Source organism: Paenibacillus sp. LT-B23 (assembly GCF_059417685.1).
Map to the genome: position 1 here is coordinate 176,153 of NZ_JBSQBM010000008.1, position 15,721 is coordinate 191,873.

Annotated in this window: 12 protein-coding genes and 3 CRISPR repeat arrays (1 of these 15 only partly in view); all 12 genes read right to left on the reverse strand. The window is 41.6% G+C overall.

Annotated elements, in window-relative coordinates; all coding sequences use genetic code 11:
• Nucleotides 1-86: 86 nt before the first annotated feature.
• Nucleotides 87-368, reverse strand: a complete 282-nt coding sequence (gene cas2, locus ACWXW9_RS12245) for a CRISPR-associated endonuclease Cas2 (protein ID WP_452481567.1) — start codon at nt 366-368, stop codon at nt 87-89.
• Between the two features lie 4 nt (nt 369-372).
• Complete coding sequence (cas1b, locus tag ACWXW9_RS12250) at nt 373-1,383, reverse strand: type I-B CRISPR-associated endonuclease Cas1b (RefSeq protein ID WP_494929611.1); 1,011 nt, start codon at nt 1,381-1,383, stop codon at nt 373-375.
• Between the two features lie 15 nt (nt 1,384-1,398).
• Nucleotides 1,399-1,893 carry a CRISPR-associated protein Cas4 gene (locus ACWXW9_RS12255; RefSeq protein ID WP_494929612.1) on the reverse strand — a complete coding sequence of 165 codons (495 nt, stop codon included), beginning with the start codon at nt 1,891-1,893 and terminating at the stop codon, nt 1,399-1,401.
• Entirely contained in the window at nt 1,890-4,601 is a 2,712-nt protein-coding gene (gene cas3 / locus ACWXW9_RS12260) for a CRISPR-associated helicase Cas3' (RefSeq protein WP_494929613.1), read from the reverse strand. Before cas3 ends, ACWXW9_RS12255 begins: the two co-directional genes overlap by 4 nt.
• Nucleotides 4,602-4,716: 115 nt before the next feature.
• Nucleotides 4,717-5,517, reverse strand: coding sequence for a type I-B CRISPR-associated protein Cas5b (gene cas5b, locus ACWXW9_RS12265; RefSeq protein ID WP_494929614.1), 801 nt, complete (start codon nt 5,515-5,517; stop codon nt 4,717-4,719).
• Between the two features lie 34 nt (nt 5,518-5,551).
• On the reverse strand, nt 5,552-6,556 hold the full coding sequence (locus ACWXW9_RS12270; RefSeq protein ID WP_494929615.1) for a type I CRISPR-associated protein Cas7: 1,005 nt from the start codon (nt 6,554-6,556) through the stop codon (nt 5,552-5,554).
• Nucleotides 6,540-8,600 (reverse strand): hypothetical protein, encoded by a 2,061-nt coding sequence (locus tag ACWXW9_RS12275; RefSeq protein WP_494929616.1) that lies wholly within the window; start codon nt 8,598-8,600, stop codon nt 6,540-6,542. Before ACWXW9_RS12275 ends, ACWXW9_RS12270 begins: the two co-directional genes overlap by 17 nt.
• 21 nt (nt 8,601-8,621) lie before the next feature.
• A complete protein-coding gene (locus tag ACWXW9_RS12280) occupies nt 8,622-9,326 on the reverse strand; it encodes a CRISPR-associated protein Cas6 (RefSeq protein ID WP_494929617.1) in 705 nt (234 codons plus the stop codon).
• A 380-nt stretch (nt 9,327-9,706) separates the two neighbouring features.
• A CRISPR array of direct repeats spans nt 9,707-10,981; the repeat unit is 30 nt; unit sequence ATTTCAATACATCTCATGTTGTGGTTAAAG.
• A gap of 719 nt (nt 10,982-11,700) precedes the next feature.
• Nucleotides 11,701-12,255, reverse strand: a complete 555-nt coding sequence (locus ACWXW9_RS12285; RefSeq protein ID WP_494929618.1) for a hypothetical protein — start codon at nt 12,253-12,255, stop codon at nt 11,701-11,703.
• Between the two features lie 5 nt (nt 12,256-12,260).
• Nucleotides 12,261-12,575, reverse strand: a complete 315-nt coding sequence (locus ACWXW9_RS12290) for a hypothetical protein (protein WP_494929619.1) — start codon at nt 12,573-12,575, stop codon at nt 12,261-12,263.
• Nucleotides 12,576-12,743: 168 nt separating this feature from the next.
• Nucleotides 12,744-13,632: direct repeats of the CRISPR family, unit length 30 nt; unit sequence ATTTCAATACATCTCATGTTGTGGTTAAAG.
• Between the two features lie 408 nt (nt 13,633-14,040).
• Nucleotides 14,041-14,598, reverse strand: a complete 558-nt coding sequence (locus ACWXW9_RS12295; RefSeq protein ID WP_494929620.1) for an ATPase — start codon at nt 14,596-14,598, stop codon at nt 14,041-14,043.
• Between the two features lie 13 nt (nt 14,599-14,611).
• Nucleotides 14,612-14,809, reverse strand: a complete 198-nt coding sequence (locus ACWXW9_RS12300) for an MDR/zinc-dependent alcohol dehydrogenase-like family protein (RefSeq protein ID WP_007429315.1) — start codon at nt 14,807-14,809, stop codon at nt 14,612-14,614.
• A gap of 145 nt (nt 14,810-14,954) precedes the next feature.
• Nucleotides 14,955-15,721: a CRISPR direct-repeat array (repeat unit 30 nt; unit sequence ATTTCAATACATCTCATGTTGTGGTTAAAG) (it continues 649 nt past the right edge of the window).

A 15,721-nucleotide genomic window follows, 5' to 3' on the forward strand; every position in this document is an offset into this window, starting at 1 on the left:
CTGTTGAAAATAATGGAACAAATCCCCTCAAACCCTTGGCGCTGTAAGGTTAACATGCTGTCCTCCTTTTAGGACGGTTGGGAAAATTACAGCAATAAGGACTCGGAATCATTCATACGGACACCGATAATTTCTTCATCGAAGACATAATCCCCTGTCATCTTAAACACAGCTACAAAGTCTGTACCCTCATCAATTACTTTTTTTAACTCCGCACGTAGTTGAATTAAATTGGCGGGTGTAATCTCGCCTCGAAATACGGATTTTTGGAAATGGACGAGATACTTTTTACATATTTTGAATACCTTACCCACCCGTTTTTCTCCGATATCATAGACCAAGATAACATAGTTATAATTTTTCGCCATAGTTCTATCTTTGCTCCTTTTCCAAGAAAGGGACAAAGGGCGTTCCTTCAACGATATGCTTTTTCAACTTATAAGCATCATATTTAATAGCAGATAAATAGCTGACCTTCCGTTTGAGTGTGCTGTGATCAAATACTTGCTTCATCCGATCCTCCAGCGCCGTAATGAACACATCCCGACCTTTTCCGTTCAGAATACAGTAATTATAATCCTTCTCAAAGTGCTTACTCACCTGTATTCGGCGGTTGTTCACCAACTCAAAAATAGTACGATATACTAACAATGGCTTGAACGGCTCAGACAGATCAAGACTGAGAGAGAAACGACGGTCGCTCGGCTCATGCAAGAAGCTGATACTTTGATCCAAATGAGTGTGGTAAATCTGTGAAATCGTTTTGGTATACAAAATCGTATTTCCAAAGCTAATCAACGCATTTAACGGGTTATCTGGCGGGCGTTTGACTCGTTTGTTCATTCGGAAGTCTTCGGGCAGAAAAGTTTTGAAGGTATCGTAAAACCGTCTCCATATTTCTCCTTCTACACTCATCAATCTTGGGATATCCTCCATTTTCTCCAAAAGCCGAGGTACGTCCTTCTTTAGCCAATCCAAATAAGGCTTGATCTCTTTGTTCCCGTGTTTGTAATAATGATACAGTACTTCATGGATGTTAGCTGCAATCGCACCGATGAAAGCCGCAGCAATAGGTATTCTTCTTTCCAGACAAGCTTTAGCTTGTAAAAGCTTGACCTTACCACTCACTCTTGCCTCCTTCGGATAAAAGGTACCTCTGAAATGACCGTAGTAATCGAAGAAATGAACTGTAATACCCGCCATAGACAGAAAAGAAAGGAGCTTGCTGTTCAGTGAGATTTCATTCAACAAATACAGTTCCTTCAAACCATGAATAGGCAGATGGGTAATTCCTTTTTCACTCCGAAAGGTCAGCGAATTATCTTCCCGGCCCAAAGTGCCCGGCGTGCGTATATATCTGGTAGATGATGCTGTTTTGGACATATTTGTTCTCCTTTCTTATAGAAAACAGTAGGCAAGGTATGCGCAGCGAGTGCATTTTCTCTCTCGTACCGCCGGGTCAGGCTGCTCTTGCCCCAAGTATTGCTCTAATTCATGAAGCAACCGGGTCATGGCCTGTTCGGTTGCTTCGTCCAGCTCCAGTTCTATGGTTTTACTGGCCTGCTTGTTACGCTCGCTGAACTGAATTTTACCCTTGCGCTCCATTCCTTTTTGTTTAAGTACATACATATAGTACAGCGTCTGCCATTTAGTAGCTTCAACATCGGCGTCAGACTTTTTAATCTCAGTCACATAATCACTGGTCAACTTGTCCACTTTGATACCCTCAATAGCGACTTCGCGGTTTTTCTTCCCTTCACTCTGTAGCTCATGCATGACCTTGCCGATCCGTACATCCTCGCTATCGTCTTCAAAACCCATTCCATTGGCAAATAACCAGCATTGTCTACGGCAGTGTACATAATAGTTCACCATCGTTCCGGTAATTCTCATAGGAAAAGCCCCTTTTCATCCTCAGTATACTTGGCACGATTAAACTTTTTGGTTTTAGTTAGTTCATCCCATTCCATATATTGTTCACCGTGCTCCACGAAATACAAAGTACCTATACAGCGGGTATATATCCCCGGCTTTACCTTTCCCCATTTTATACACATTTGGGGAACTGGATAAATAAAAGTAAAGTTATTCATTTGAGCACGCACCTTTGACAAGCGGATCATTCTTTCGGAATAGTCCATCCCTAACCGCTTGTCTGACAATCTAACAAACTCATCCCATACGTCTTGACCGTTAAGCGGGGGAGCGTCTTTCATTGGACAGGTATAGTTCAGGAACAGCGTCACGCTTTGATCTGGTATGAGGTTCATATGCTTTTGTACATCTGGAAATTCAAGCTTCTGTACCTTTTCAGTAAACTCGCCCCAATACTGCTGATCCGGCTTTTCACGAGACCTGTTGATTTCATGAATAACACGCTCATAAAATCCACTAAAGTCCTTATCTTCAAGCATTTTTTGATACGCTTCTTCCTTGAGATCAAATGTAATGCGCAAGTCTTTTCTGTATACACCGCTCGCCTCATCGCAATCAAAGAAATAAGCCTGGCAATAGTCACGCAGACAAGAACGATTCAGTCGGCCCAAAAATTGCTCCTCGCTATCCAGTAAAGAAATATTTTTAAAGCCCACGTCCATGTCAATATCTACCCCGGCCTCAATCACCTGTGTTGCAACGACGATCACATCACTCAGATAAAAGCTCCCTTGTGCGTCCTTCCCCAATTTCTCTAACAGCTCTTGACGATAGGAGGAGCTATCATCCCCGGTAAGTTCATAGACCTCTAAGCCCAAATCCTGCTCCAGCAGCATGTTATAAAATTGGCGTGCGGTCTTTTTGGTAATAAACTCGATCAGTATTCTGTTCCCTTGTCCATCCCGTTTTCGCTGCTCTATTACAGATTGAACATGCTCCAAAATTTGTTCCGGCAGCATCTTGCCCCGTTTCAGCAAATTAAAATCCAGCTTCACACGATCCCTAAACAACGAATGTGTAAAATAACGCTCCCGGTTCTGCACCAGTGAATAGGTTTGAATGGGCTTCTCATGATCCTGCTGTTCCATTAATAGATCCAGATTCGGCAATGTGGCAGACATGATAATGATTTTAATATTCAGAATATCTGCAAAAGAGCGTAGAAAATGAATAATCTCCTTCCATAGCTCATTCCGGTAACTCTGAATTTCGTCCAATACAATGACACTATTACACAAATGCGCGAATGCTAGATTGACCTCTCGTCCTGTCCCAAATAGATAATTAAAAAAGTTCACGTGAGAAGTCAATGTCACCGGATATTGCAGCAATTGCCGCTCCAGCAGCACTCTTTTGTAATCCGTATTGTCCGGCTCCTTGTCCTTCCATTCCGAAGAAGCTTCTGCTTGTGATTCTTCTGTGGTCACCATTGGTGTGATGGAATTAATAACCTCTACCTGATATCCGTGATTCTTCACCTTGTAGAAAATTCCATCCAGCGTCTGCCGAGTCTGCTCGATCAGGGAGTTGAACGGAAACACGTAGATCAGCTTGTTCAGTCCTAAACCACTATTCAGTAAATGCAGCGCCAGATTAATAGACATATTTGTTTTGCCTGAACCTGTAGGAGCTTCGAGATAAAAAACAGGCTCTTGGAGCCGATCCAGTAGTCGGGTTTGTGTTTCCACAAATAACTCCGCTCGTAACTGATTCATCATAGATAAGCTAGATTTCTCAGGATTTTGACAATAAGCTTGAATCCCTTGCACAATTCCCGTCTGACGATAGGCCTCCAGCATTGGCTCCAGTGGTAGACGGTCTCCAAAATAATGCATCTCCGGTGCTTGCTGCTCCATATATTGATATGTGGCCCGAAAATCCGATGCAACCATCGTGGAATATAACAGCTTAACCAACACATAGAAAGGAAAAGGGCTGTGTATTTTATTCTGACGTTTATTGCCTTCCAGCCGGATGTCCTCAAATACGTTATCATTCTCTATTAGATCCTGCTGATCGCGGTAATAGCGGATATAATCAGGGTTCTCTTTGATTCGGTTATATTGATTTTTTATTTTCAACTCAAATTCGCTGATCTGCCCTCCAGTATCTTGATCCATATTACCCAGATGTGTGTGGTGGCGGGAAATCGTATACGCGAACGAATAGAGTATATGACGTAGCAACGCAAGCACTTTGCGCTTGTGCTTTTTACGGTTCGGATATAGCTCTGTGGTATCATGCCATTCCTGCACATGCCGTAAATGAATATGTAAATAAAGTACCGCCGATAACATAGAATGATTACTGTCTCCCAGCTCTGCGTTCCGTTTAACTTCTGTATTCTTCATTTTCATACGCTGAAAGGCCGGGTTCACCTTACCCAGATCATGCAAATAAATAGCTTGTCTAAAAAAGTACATCATCAGTTCGCGCACCGATTCATCCAACGGCTCTCCATCCACACTTAAGCGATCTAATGCCCTATATACCGCCGCTTTTACACCGTTATCTTTCATCAATACCTCTGCATGGTGCATGACCAGATCACTATGTTCCTCCAGCATCTCATCCTGTTGAAAATTGCCTTCCTTGGCCGTATGTGCCTTTAATAGTCCCTTCGCTTCCTCTGTCAGCCAATTCTGTATGGATACATGTGTGAGCATATTTTACTCCTTTCTTATCGAACAACCAAACTAAATCCACATAAAAAAACCGGGTGCCCCCATCCCTGCAATGGAGAATACCCGGTGTTGATTCCATCCTCGAAGATGACTGTCCTTAGATGAAATACAAGGTGCGTTTTCCGTCGTCATCCAGGTATATTTTTTGTAGATCCTCGGCTTTTAGCTCATCAGCATCTATTTCCTGATTAGAAAATACAAGCGGCTCCAGTATATAACCGTTGTTCGCAGCATTCAGTCCGACAGGCAAATACTCCTGCAAAAAGGATTGCATCTGCTTATCTTTCACATATCCTCCCGTATCCACAGGTACATGTGTAGCCCGAAGAGAGTCGATATATTCCGGTTCGCCCGCTGGCTCCAGTTCAACCAACCGAGCCTTGGATATCGTAGCCGGATGATCGTTTTTCCCGAGATACGGAATGTATTCGGCCTTGGAATGCTGTACATAATCTGCAAGCCGATCAAATACTTCCCGATCCACGCCCCCATCATCTGCCACATAGATCGTCCAGCGTGGACGCTCCAACCACTGCTCTCGCACATTCAGTACACCACCCTCTTCCTGGCTGGCATAACCGACCGTGTTGTTGAATATCTGAATTTTTTTTGCAAAATATCCCCGGTCCCCATGTGGCACAATGCTCACCGAAGCATGACGAAACACCTCATAAAATTCAGGGTACGGCATCGCAGGACTATCCTGTTTACCTTTCCCGCCCAACGCCACATTCCGTTCATACTGCTGCGTATAGCCGCCAAGTCCAAGTACGGCGCCAAGCAAGCCATATAATGCAACTTTGTGAATATGACTGTATGTAAAATACGCATATACGTTAACGTCCGGCTTTTTAAAAAAAGCCGTTTCTCCGCTCAACTCAAAGCGTAACGCCTGCATGATCGCTTCCCTCCTTCCCCGATGTAGCCATCCTCTAGCCTTGAGGCAGCTCGCTGCGCGTAAAGATGTTAAACGTACGCAGCCCCGGAAAATCCAGTTCCACACGCGATGCATACGGATTAACGTATACTTCTACCGTTTCAATCTCCTCGTTTACATCGTTCAAAAGTGGTGCAAGGGCCGACAGATCATAAACCGTCTGCTCTCCGCCCTTGTCCTTATCTACTTTCACATAAGGGTCCAGATTCGGTAAATACGCCGGGCTACCCGCCTTAAATTCCACGAACAGGGCGAAAGCATTTTCCGCACCAGATTTACTGTTGGTATTTTGCAGCGTAGCCCCGGTCAAAGCTCCCGTTTTGAAAGCCTGATATGCTTCCTCTGTGTACCCTTCAAAGCCCTCGGCTTCCAACAGTTCCAGATAGTTATCATAATGCTTTGGATTGACGGAAAAAGGATATACATAATGGGATTCATCCACCGTTCTCTTTTTACCAATGGAGGTGGCGTCGTTGTCCTCGCTCTTTTCATTCGAGTTACGGAACGGAGATAAAATATCCTGTACCTCCAGATTAGACCACTCATATTTATTAAAACCCTGACCAATCTGCACCGGACCAGCGAGACCAATATTCTGATCCTTCACCGCAAAGGTCGCGCCAAAATTCATCACATCCACACACTGGAACAGCTTGCTCAACACTTCACGCGAGTTTTTGGATACCTCTTCACCGAAAAGATATTCATAACGCTCTGCAAGATTTCGCGGCTGGAGCTTCTCTTCTTTTCCTTTGTCCCCATCCTTCGCCTTGTCCGCCTTCTTATCCTTCGCACTGCTTACCTTGTACGAACGGATGTACAGCACCTTCTGTCCTTCCTCTGCCCATAAGCGCTTGATGCTATATTTTAACGCCTTATCGCTGCCAAAAATGTCGCCCGTGCTAGTCGTCTTTGGCTGTCCGCTAAAGTCCGCATTCCAGTTCGCCATCCGGCTCACAATCCCGATCAGCCCCACCACACGATTAGTTTTTTTCGCCATGTCCGTTCTCCCCTTCGCTGTTTGGTTTCTCGCTCTCGCCCTTCTTCCAGAACCAATTGTCTGAAAATAACCCCGCCGAGAACATTTCACGTGCATCTTCATGCAGAAATTCCTTGTCCGGCTGATAGGCGTTCACATTCGCTAAAGCCCAATTTAATTTGGTATAATGCAGCAGTATTTTGTGGCGGTGCAATTGATACGCTTCCTCGATCCTTCTTTTGAGCTGTGAGCTGCGCTTGGCCATAAAAAACGGTCCGAGCAGATCTCCCTTTTTCTGTTGGGTTTCGGACTGGCTTTTCAAGTAAAAAGCAAGCTGCCCGGCCAAATAATAAAACTCATCATCCGTCTCTACATAGACCGGATCTGGATTGGCTGTCTGTTCCGTTTGCCCTGCTCCATCCACGGTTTCCTTGGGTTTCCGCTTTTCCAACGTATCCAGTTTATCTTTCAGTCCATTAGACACTGCGACCAAACGATTTCCCATATCTGTGTATTCCTCTCCTTCCAAATAAGCCATTAGCGAAAGTCTTACATTCATCGCATCGGCCAACCCACGTAGATCCAACCTCGACTTCTCTTGTCCTGCTGGCTCCACACGTAATAGCTGTTCCTCTATGAGTCGAAGCGTCACTCGTGCAAATTGAGGGCGGATCGTGGCGGTCGTTCCTTTGAAAATCCAGTCATAGAAGCCCTTTTTACTCTGCATAAACAACGCGACCATTACACTCGTAAAATCCTTTTCTCTCGCCTTCGGCTCATCACGAAGAAAGTCACCGTTCATCCGATTGCGAAAAAATTGTCTGCTAATCTCTTTTTGCAGTTGCTCTACATTTTCCAGATAACCATAATCCTTAACAAACTCTTCACCAGACTTATTTTTGGTCATGAGCCCCAGTACATTCTTGAGTCGAATATTGATATGAACTTTTTTGGGAAAAGGTACATTTTCAAAGTCTTGTACCTCGTTATCCTTGCCATCTACATACACAAAAAAATAGCCTTCTGCTACGTCCACGACCTTTTTACTAAAATCCGTATGATAGCCAAATTTGTTCGTTCGAAACTTGGGCTGAGAAAGAAGCCATTCAGACGCTTCCTTCACCAGCAACGCTTCCTCCAGAGAGAAACGGACAGGCGCACCGACACGCATCGTTTTATGCTCCAAATACGGTTTCTTGCTGTTCATGCTCATATTAAAACCGGGAAGACCTGTCAAAGCTCCGTCTACCATTTGGTTATAGTCATTACTATTAAAGATTTTTGGGATGGTATATAGCAAATATTCATAGCCGTACATTTCGTCCCATAAATAAAAGCTGGAAGATTCGTTATTCGGGTGATTCGTTAAGGAGTGAAGTGGAGTAGATTCTGAGGTGAAAAAGATTTTAACGTAATTCTTAAAAGGAATCGTTCGGATATGTTCGATCAAAGCGGACAGGTTGGTAGCGTACCATTGTTCAATCTGTGCAATACGTGTCCGGCGTTCCTCACTTATGAGATATTCCAGTGCAGGAGCATAATCCGTTCCAGAGAAAAATTGCTGCGTAGGACTTGTGAAAATGGTCTCAGTACTGCTTTCCTTGCCAGCTTTCTTGCTGCTCGTCTTCTTGGTACCTATTAGCTCATCCCACTTTTTCTGCACCTCAGATGCCTGAGTCTTGTCCAGAAAACGGGCAATATGCGTGTTCATCGCGGTGGTTCCATCTGCCTGTGCCTCAGCTAAAAACACATCCCTTTTTGCGTATAGCGTGTACGGGTTATTGGAATGAAGCTGTTTGCCGGGATCTACGGCTTTGTTCATGGAGACCAGAGAACTCACATAATCTTTTTGTTGGAACCATTCAAAAAGCTCCTTGTGTGCTGGATCGGGTTCTTCTTTGGTAATGATCATATACTTGCTATCAAACTGCCTGACCTGTTCATCCCAGCTTTGGTCCAGCCGCAAACGGATATACAGCCCTTCCTTGGGTTGGTGTCTTTGAAATGCAATGTTGGGGAAGTCATTCTTCGCCAATAGATAGCTGTTCGTCAAATCCTTCAGCATACCTTGCGCCTCCTTTCCACGTTACTCCAGTCCCTTGGCGATGCAAAAGCCTGCTCCAAGAATGCTATTCTTTTCTGCCGCTCCTGAGCCTAATACCACATTCGCCAGCTTCTGTGAATATTCATCTTCTCTGATAAGTAGCCGCAGTTTATTACCTAATAGCTTACGTCCTTTATAGGCCAAGGCAATCGGTTTATGGTTCAACACCTGAATCCCTTCGATGAAAGGTTGTTCCAAACGAATAGGCTGATCCGGGTATAGATGATTGTATTTTTTCTCCGCATTAGCATGAATCCGTTGTAGCAAAAGCTCCACACTCAGACCCGGCACCCACGGTTTGCCTTCAATCGTAACAATTGCAGGGGTAACGGCGGTGAGCTCGGTAATATGCGCCATCTTCTTGGACTGCACAGGGGATGCGGCGATAAACTGGAAATACTCATCCTCCTGCAAGGCTTGCAATGCTGCGGATATTCGACGTAACGTAAGCTCTATGGAGCTGCGAATCGTAATGACGTATACACGGCCTTGCTTGTATACCCCCTCCTTTTCACGCGGAAAAGGCGATCCGAATGTGTAATGCTTATAGTCCTTGTCGTAGTGCGTCTGTTTCAACGCTTCGTCCTTCAACCCCGCCCGACCCATCCACGCTCCGATTCGCTCGGGCATCTCCAGATGGTGAGTTGATTGTTTCATTAACGTTGTTATGTGAATTTCATAATACAATGTATTCACCTCCTAACCTGATATATAGAGTATAGACCTCACTCCATGATTTGTAAACCATCATTTTAATTCTAATTTAGGATTGGCTGCGATGGTACCTGGACCGCTACACGTGCAGATTGTTCTTCCGATTGCTGTTATCCCCCGAATTTTTAGGATTATATAAACCCTTGAAAAGTTAAAATCCGGGGATAAAGGCAACCGCTTACGCTTCTCCAGAACAATTCTGTCCGCTCCGCTACTTAGGGCTTGGTACATTTCATGTTGTGGTTAAAGGATAGCAACCAAAATAAATGACACGTACAATTTATTATTTCAATACATCTCATTGTTGTGGTTAAAGAGAGTTCCGCGAGGAACGGATGCCCTCCACTTTCGTTATTTCAATACATCTCATGTTGTGGTTAAAGATATGTGACCTCTACATTTCTCTCATATTCAATCTTATTTCAATACATCTCATGTTGTGGTTAAAGAGGCTGCCGGCTGTACTCTTACAAGCCTGTACCCACATTTCAATACATCTCATGTTGTGGTTAAAGAAGGTATCAAAAGCAAAGTTGTGGTGGGCGATACAGATTTCAATACATCTCATGTTGTGGTTAAAGTAAGTAGCAGCTGCTTGGTGTCCAATTTGTTTGGCAATTTCAATACATCTCATGTTGTGGTTAAAGACATCGCTCTGTAACAACTCATCTATGCATGCCGCATTTCAATACATCTCATGTTGTGGTTAAAGCAGCGTCACACCATTCATCCAGGGCCACGCTACCATATTTCAATACATCTCATGTTGTGGTTAAAGTGAGGACGTTCGACAAGCTACGAACTATGTTTTAGAATTTCAATACATCTCATGTTGTGGTTAAAGGCAGCCAATGCACCCGGCAGAATCCGGGTGATGAACATTTCAATACATCTCATGTTGTGGTTAAAGATGCCTCTATGCATTGCGGTATTATGTTGGAGTTTTATTTCAATACATCTCATGTTGTGGTTAAAGCATGTTAAAACTAGTAGCCGAAGTAGGAGTAGCATATTTCAATACATCTCATGTTGTGGTTAAAGGCACTGCCATTATCTTTAAAAACACCCTGCTTCGGCATTTCAATACATCTCATGTTGTGGTTAAAGTGTAATATAAGCAGCCTCTGCCCTCTGCCTTGCTGTATTTCAATACATCTCATGTTGTGGTTAAAGAAAGTGATTATAATTAAATAGTTAACTTTAAAGCGTATTTCAATACATCTCATGTTGTGGTTAAAGACCTTCACACCGCCCGCTTTACCACGTCCACCGGCATTTCAATACATCTCATGTTGTGGTTAAAGAGGACGAGTAGAGGAACACCGAGTAAGTAATAATTTATTTCAATACATCTCATGTTGTGGTTAAAGGAACTATCGAACTTGAAATTAAGTTACGTGAAGCTCCATTTCAATACATCTCATGTTGTGGTTAAAGCCACTGGCCATCTCACCCGAATGCCACGCTTGTCATTTCAATACATCTCATGTTGTGGTTAAAGCTTTTCGACTTGCAGACGCGGAATGGTACAGCGAATTTCAATACATCTCATGTTGTGGTTAAAGGAGATCATTGCCAACGGGGGATCGGCTACAGTAATTTCAATACATCTCATGTTGTGGTTAAAGGCTAGTAAAATCAAGCTTTTTAAAATCGCAATGTGCTTAATTTACTACAGCCACAAGGGTTTCGCAATTTTTTCCCAACCGTAGGTCGCTTCTTTCCAAATGTAAACAAAAACGCCTGTATCCCTTGCGGTTCTAAGAACTTCCCTGTCTAACGCCATTTAAGAGGTTGGGAAAAAACATAGACCTTTGGTCTATGTTGGGATCGCTTACCTGAGAGTATAATGTAAGATGTACCAATGAAAAAATTCCATATGATTAAATCAAACACTTGGTGTATTGAAATTTTTAATTCTAGTTTACAACTGCTGGAAAACAGACTATAACCATAACATCCGATGTTCCTTTTCTTTTTGTTCGGAAATATTCTTGCTAATGGCTGTGAGCTACTTCTTTCTGAAGAGCCAATTAGTAATTGAACCTAATACCAAACTTACCAAAAAAGAAGCAAACACCGATTTTAAAATAATAGGCAATATTGATTGATTTGAAATATCCACGATGTTTACTAAAAAGCCTACAAATATAATTATAAAAATGACAATGTAATCTACTTTTCTGAAGTTCTTTATATTAATCATCCTTTCAGAATTTGAGATTTAAAAAGTATATTAGAACCAAAATACGCGTAAATGTAAAAAACCCCCTGACCATTTTAAGTGGTTTAGGAGGTTTTTGCTTTTTCAATAATAAATAGGAATGGAGTTCATGGAAGAATAAAGCTAAACAATTCGGATCAGTGAGTCATCGAAAATAGCATTTTTAGCAGGATCTTTTTCCAGCCCTAAAATGCTATTTTGAATGGATTTGTACCTTTTTTTCTGGTGCTTAACTGCAAGACTAAGATGGGATTCAAATAAGGCAACACATTTTTTAAAAATCATATCGTCTTTTAAGCTGTGGGCATACTCCATTGCTCTTAGGACGGCATCAATCCCAAGGTCAGATTTGCCCTCCTTGAATCTATAAAGAGCGAGCTGATAAAGGAATTCAACGTAATAGTTCAAATTTTGGGGTTCTCTATAGAAACCACCCAGTTCCCCGACTCTTTCTGCAAAGTCCTTCAAGATAGGATTGATGTCGTAATTATGCATAATTGCCGATTCTAGAATCGTGATCATGCCCGGAATTACCTCTTCAGCCGAATGTTCATGTAAAAACTGAATATATTCCGGTAGAACCTCTTCTTTGCCTTGTAGTAAGTCTAGGGTGTATGTATTCGCTTTGGCTAACATGCGGAAGTGCTCAACTACCTCCTGTGATTCAAGATCGCCCACGTCCTTTACCCAACAAGTTCAGCGTACTGCTCAACACAGTCTCTTGAGATTTCATATTTACCCAGTTTTTGGTACGCTAAACCCTTCGTCAGTTGGTTAAACCCTAAATAATATACCAGTGGTCGTTTCATATGTATGGTTCTAGGCTGTCCACCTTCTGTACGTTGCAACTGCTGCTGGTCATATACATTATAAGCTTGAGTATGCAGTTGGTCTGCAATTTGAATCATTTGTTCCCATTCCTCAAGCGAAAAAGCCATTTTAAGCATTCCGACAATGGAATCAAGATCTGTTACTTCATCAAAGTCAAATTCTTTCACACGCAATTCCTTCTTGGTTACATTTTAATCCAATTTTATATGTATTCTTCCTAAATATCAATCAAAATTTCCGAATTTTTGTCGATTATCAACTTATTTAAGTGGATTATAAAAAATGGAGTATAATTGCAGCTGGCAATTATCGTGTAGTGTTCAAAAGGGGGTGTTGTTTCAATACATCGCATGTTGTGGTTAAAGCTGTATTCCTCTATTCCGTGCGTTCGATGATACTCCATTTCAATACATCACATATAGTGGTTAAAGCCCGATAATGGACGGCTAATCCCGGTCATTTACTTATTTCAATACATCTCATGTTGTGGTTAAAGATGGAAGGAGGACGCCTTATGCAAGTGATTCAACGTCATTTCAATACATCTCATGTTGAGGTTAAAGGGTTCGGAATACTCCTACTGGTCCCGTTCCCGGTCAATTTCAATACATCTCATGTTGAGGTTAAAGAAAAAATATCTGATTTAAGCGATGCCATTAATGGCTATTTCAATACATCTCATGTTGAGGTTAAAGACACCGACGAAGTGTTGGAAAGCATTCTGTTCCCGTATTTCAATACATCTCATGTTGAGGTTAAAGCAACAGGCCCCGGAAGTCGATGCCATATAGGAGAATTTCAATACATCTCATGTTGAGGTTAAAGTTTATGCTTGCGGCATTGCTTTGTCATACTTAAAAAATTTCAATACATCTCATGTTGAGGTTAAAGGTATCTATTTTTCATTACTCTCACCGCCCCAATCCTTAATTTCAATACATCTCATGTTGAGGTTAAAGTGGCTGGTGTGCCTCACCTTGTTGCGATGGGTTATAATTTCAATACATCTCATGTTGAGGTTAAAGGCTTTTTTACATAACCAAAATATTCAATAAAACCTTAATTTCAATACATCTCATGTTGAGGTTAAAGCAGATGCGGAAGGTTTAAAGGCTCAAGGAAAGTCCAATTTCAATACATCTCATGTTGAGGTTAAAGGTACCGCCATCGGATGCATCATGCACGTTTAGAGAATTTCAATACATCTCATGTTGAGGTTAAAGGCTAGTAAAATCAAGCTTTTCAGTTTTAACAATGTGCTTATTTTACTACAGCCACAAGGGTTTCGCAATTTTTTCCCAACCGTAAGACCACTGCCCTCTGATAGTAAAGAAAAACGTCTTTATCCCCTGTTGCTCTAAGGAATTTCCTGTCTCTTACCTTTTAAGAGGTTGGGAAAAATATAGCCCTTCCGCTATGGCGAAATCGCTTCTTAGGATAAAACGTAAGGCATAAGAGGAGAAATTACCTACACCGCTTGATGAAATACCTTAATTTATTAATTTTTCTGATATCAAGATAATTCCCATCTTTTCTTACTTAAAGAATGAGAAACACGCAGTTACTCAACTTCTGCCTTGTTACAAAGCAAAAATCGGATAGTGTACATCACCAGGATGTACACTATCCGATTCATTCTTGAAATAAAGCCAATGTATCTTTAGACCATTTTGGTGGATTTTCTGCACAAAAGACCAATTTATGTTGTACTACTTCCGCTATAATCTCAGGTTCAAATGTATTATCTATAATAGTTACCTGGTCAGCAATAGATAGAGCTGGTTTCAAATTCTTGAGAGATTGCCCATAGCGCCAACGAATGTCTTCTTCCGCGATCCAATGACCTCCTTGCTCTACACGTGAAGCAACTCGGTCAATATGCATCTGTACATCTTGAAGTCCAATGTAGTACATAACAATTTTATAATGATGATCCTTTGCAATCTGCATATGTCTCAAAGCAAATGTACCTGATAAAGTAGTCTCAACGGCAAAGTTGTCCTTGTTTTTAATTAAGGATCTTATTCTCCTTACTGCTTCTCTTCCGGCAGATAAATCTGCACCTCTAGGGTTCTCCGGCTTTAATTGTTTGGCAATCTGATCAGGATCAATAATTGTTCCGATCCAATCTTTCATTTGTAAGCTGATTGTACTTTTTCCTGCACCATTAGTTCCAGCAAAAATTGTCATTGCAGGTGTGGAACTATTCATGGAATTCATACTCTTTACGAATTCCCAAAGTATCGAAGACGATTTCATACTTCTGCCCATTAGCATCTTCACGTACACGCTTGCCATTTTTAATATAGTAAATAGAAGCTCCTGCTTCCTTTGCTTGCTTACGGGCAAATTCATTTGCTTGTTTTAATATTCGTTGAAGTTCTTCCCTATTCGTATGCATATTCTTTCCTCCTAAATAAGTCAGCAATAATCTTTTTAGTATAACCGAAAAACATTTATTAAGTACGAGACTTATTGGCTACACCCCAACATCTTATGTTGTGATTAAAGGATGAGAAATGCCAATCAACCACATACCTACCCACATTTCAATACATCTCATGTTGTGGTTAAAGGTCCGTTCGACCAGTTTTTCGGCTGCAACTTCCCTTATTTCAATACATCTCATGTTGTGGTTAAAGAAGATTATGCTGGAACACCTTCTTTGAACTTCATTTATTTAAATACATCTCATGTTGTGGTTAAAGACTAATCGCTTGATTAGGCATAGTTCATTAGACGGTCATTTAAATACATCTCATGTTGTGGTTAAAGCGAAAAGTTACCAAGTATGCTTAATGGTATTCGTGGATTTAAATACATCTCATGTTGTGGTTAAAGAATTTGCCTACTGGAAGCTAAGCAATCCATTCGTTCATTTAAATACATCTCATGTTGTGGTTAAAGTGTTAGGCTCCTATTTGTTTATCCGGTGGTTTACCTTATTTAAATACATCTCATGTTGTGGTTAAAGTGATACGGTGTCGATTAAGGCTGTATCCTTGCCTGATTTAAATACATCTCATGTTGTGGTTAAAGCTGCTTATATTGATGGTGCTGGATTATGCTTCTGGCATTTAAATACATCTCATGTTGTGGTTAAAGTAAAGTAAGGTACACGGGAGAGAGGATGATAACAAATTTAAATACATCTCATGTTGTGGTTAAAGAGACGTCATACCGCATCAAGTACATATACCTCTCTTATTTAAATACATCTCATGTTGTGGTTAAAGTAAAAAAATGGCCGTTCATTTCCGTATACAAAAAGAGATTTAAATACATCTCATGTTGTGGTTAAAGCCAAATCAGA

What these genes read in the sequence shown, in the direction of transcription:
- ACWXW9_RS12275 (WP_494929616.1), bottom strand. Translation starts at nt 8,600, where the DNA reads ATGCTGAAGGATTTGACGAACAGCTATCTATTGGCGAAGAATGACTTC.
- cas1b (WP_494929611.1), bottom strand. Translation starts at nt 1,383, where the DNA reads ATGTCCAAAACAGCATCATCTACCAGATATATACGCACGCCGGGCACT.
- cas3 (WP_494929613.1), bottom strand. Translation starts at nt 4,601, where the DNA reads ATGCTCACACATGTATCCATACAGAATTGGCTGACAGAGGAAGCGAAG.
- ACWXW9_RS12295 (WP_494929620.1), bottom strand. Translation starts at nt 14,598, where the DNA reads ATGACAATTTTTGCTGGAACTAATGGTGCAGGAAAAAGTACAATCAGC.
- cas5b (WP_494929614.1), bottom strand. Translation starts at nt 5,517, where the DNA reads ATGCAGGCGTTACGCTTTGAGTTGAGCGGAGAAACGGCTTTTTTTAAA.
- ACWXW9_RS12270 (WP_494929615.1), bottom strand. Translation starts at nt 6,556, where the DNA reads ATGGCGAAAAAAACTAATCGTGTGGTGGGGCTGATCGGGATTGTGAGC.
- cas2 (WP_452481567.1), bottom strand. Translation starts at nt 368, where the DNA reads ATGGCGAAAAATTATAACTATGTTATCTTGGTCTATGATATCGGAGAA.
- ACWXW9_RS12300 (WP_007429315.1), bottom strand. Translation starts at nt 14,809, where the DNA reads ATGCATACGAATAGGGAAGAACTTCAACGAATATTAAAACAAGCAAAT.
- ACWXW9_RS12255 (WP_494929612.1), bottom strand. Translation starts at nt 1,893, where the DNA reads ATGAGAATTACCGGAACGATGGTGAACTATTATGTACACTGCCGTAGA.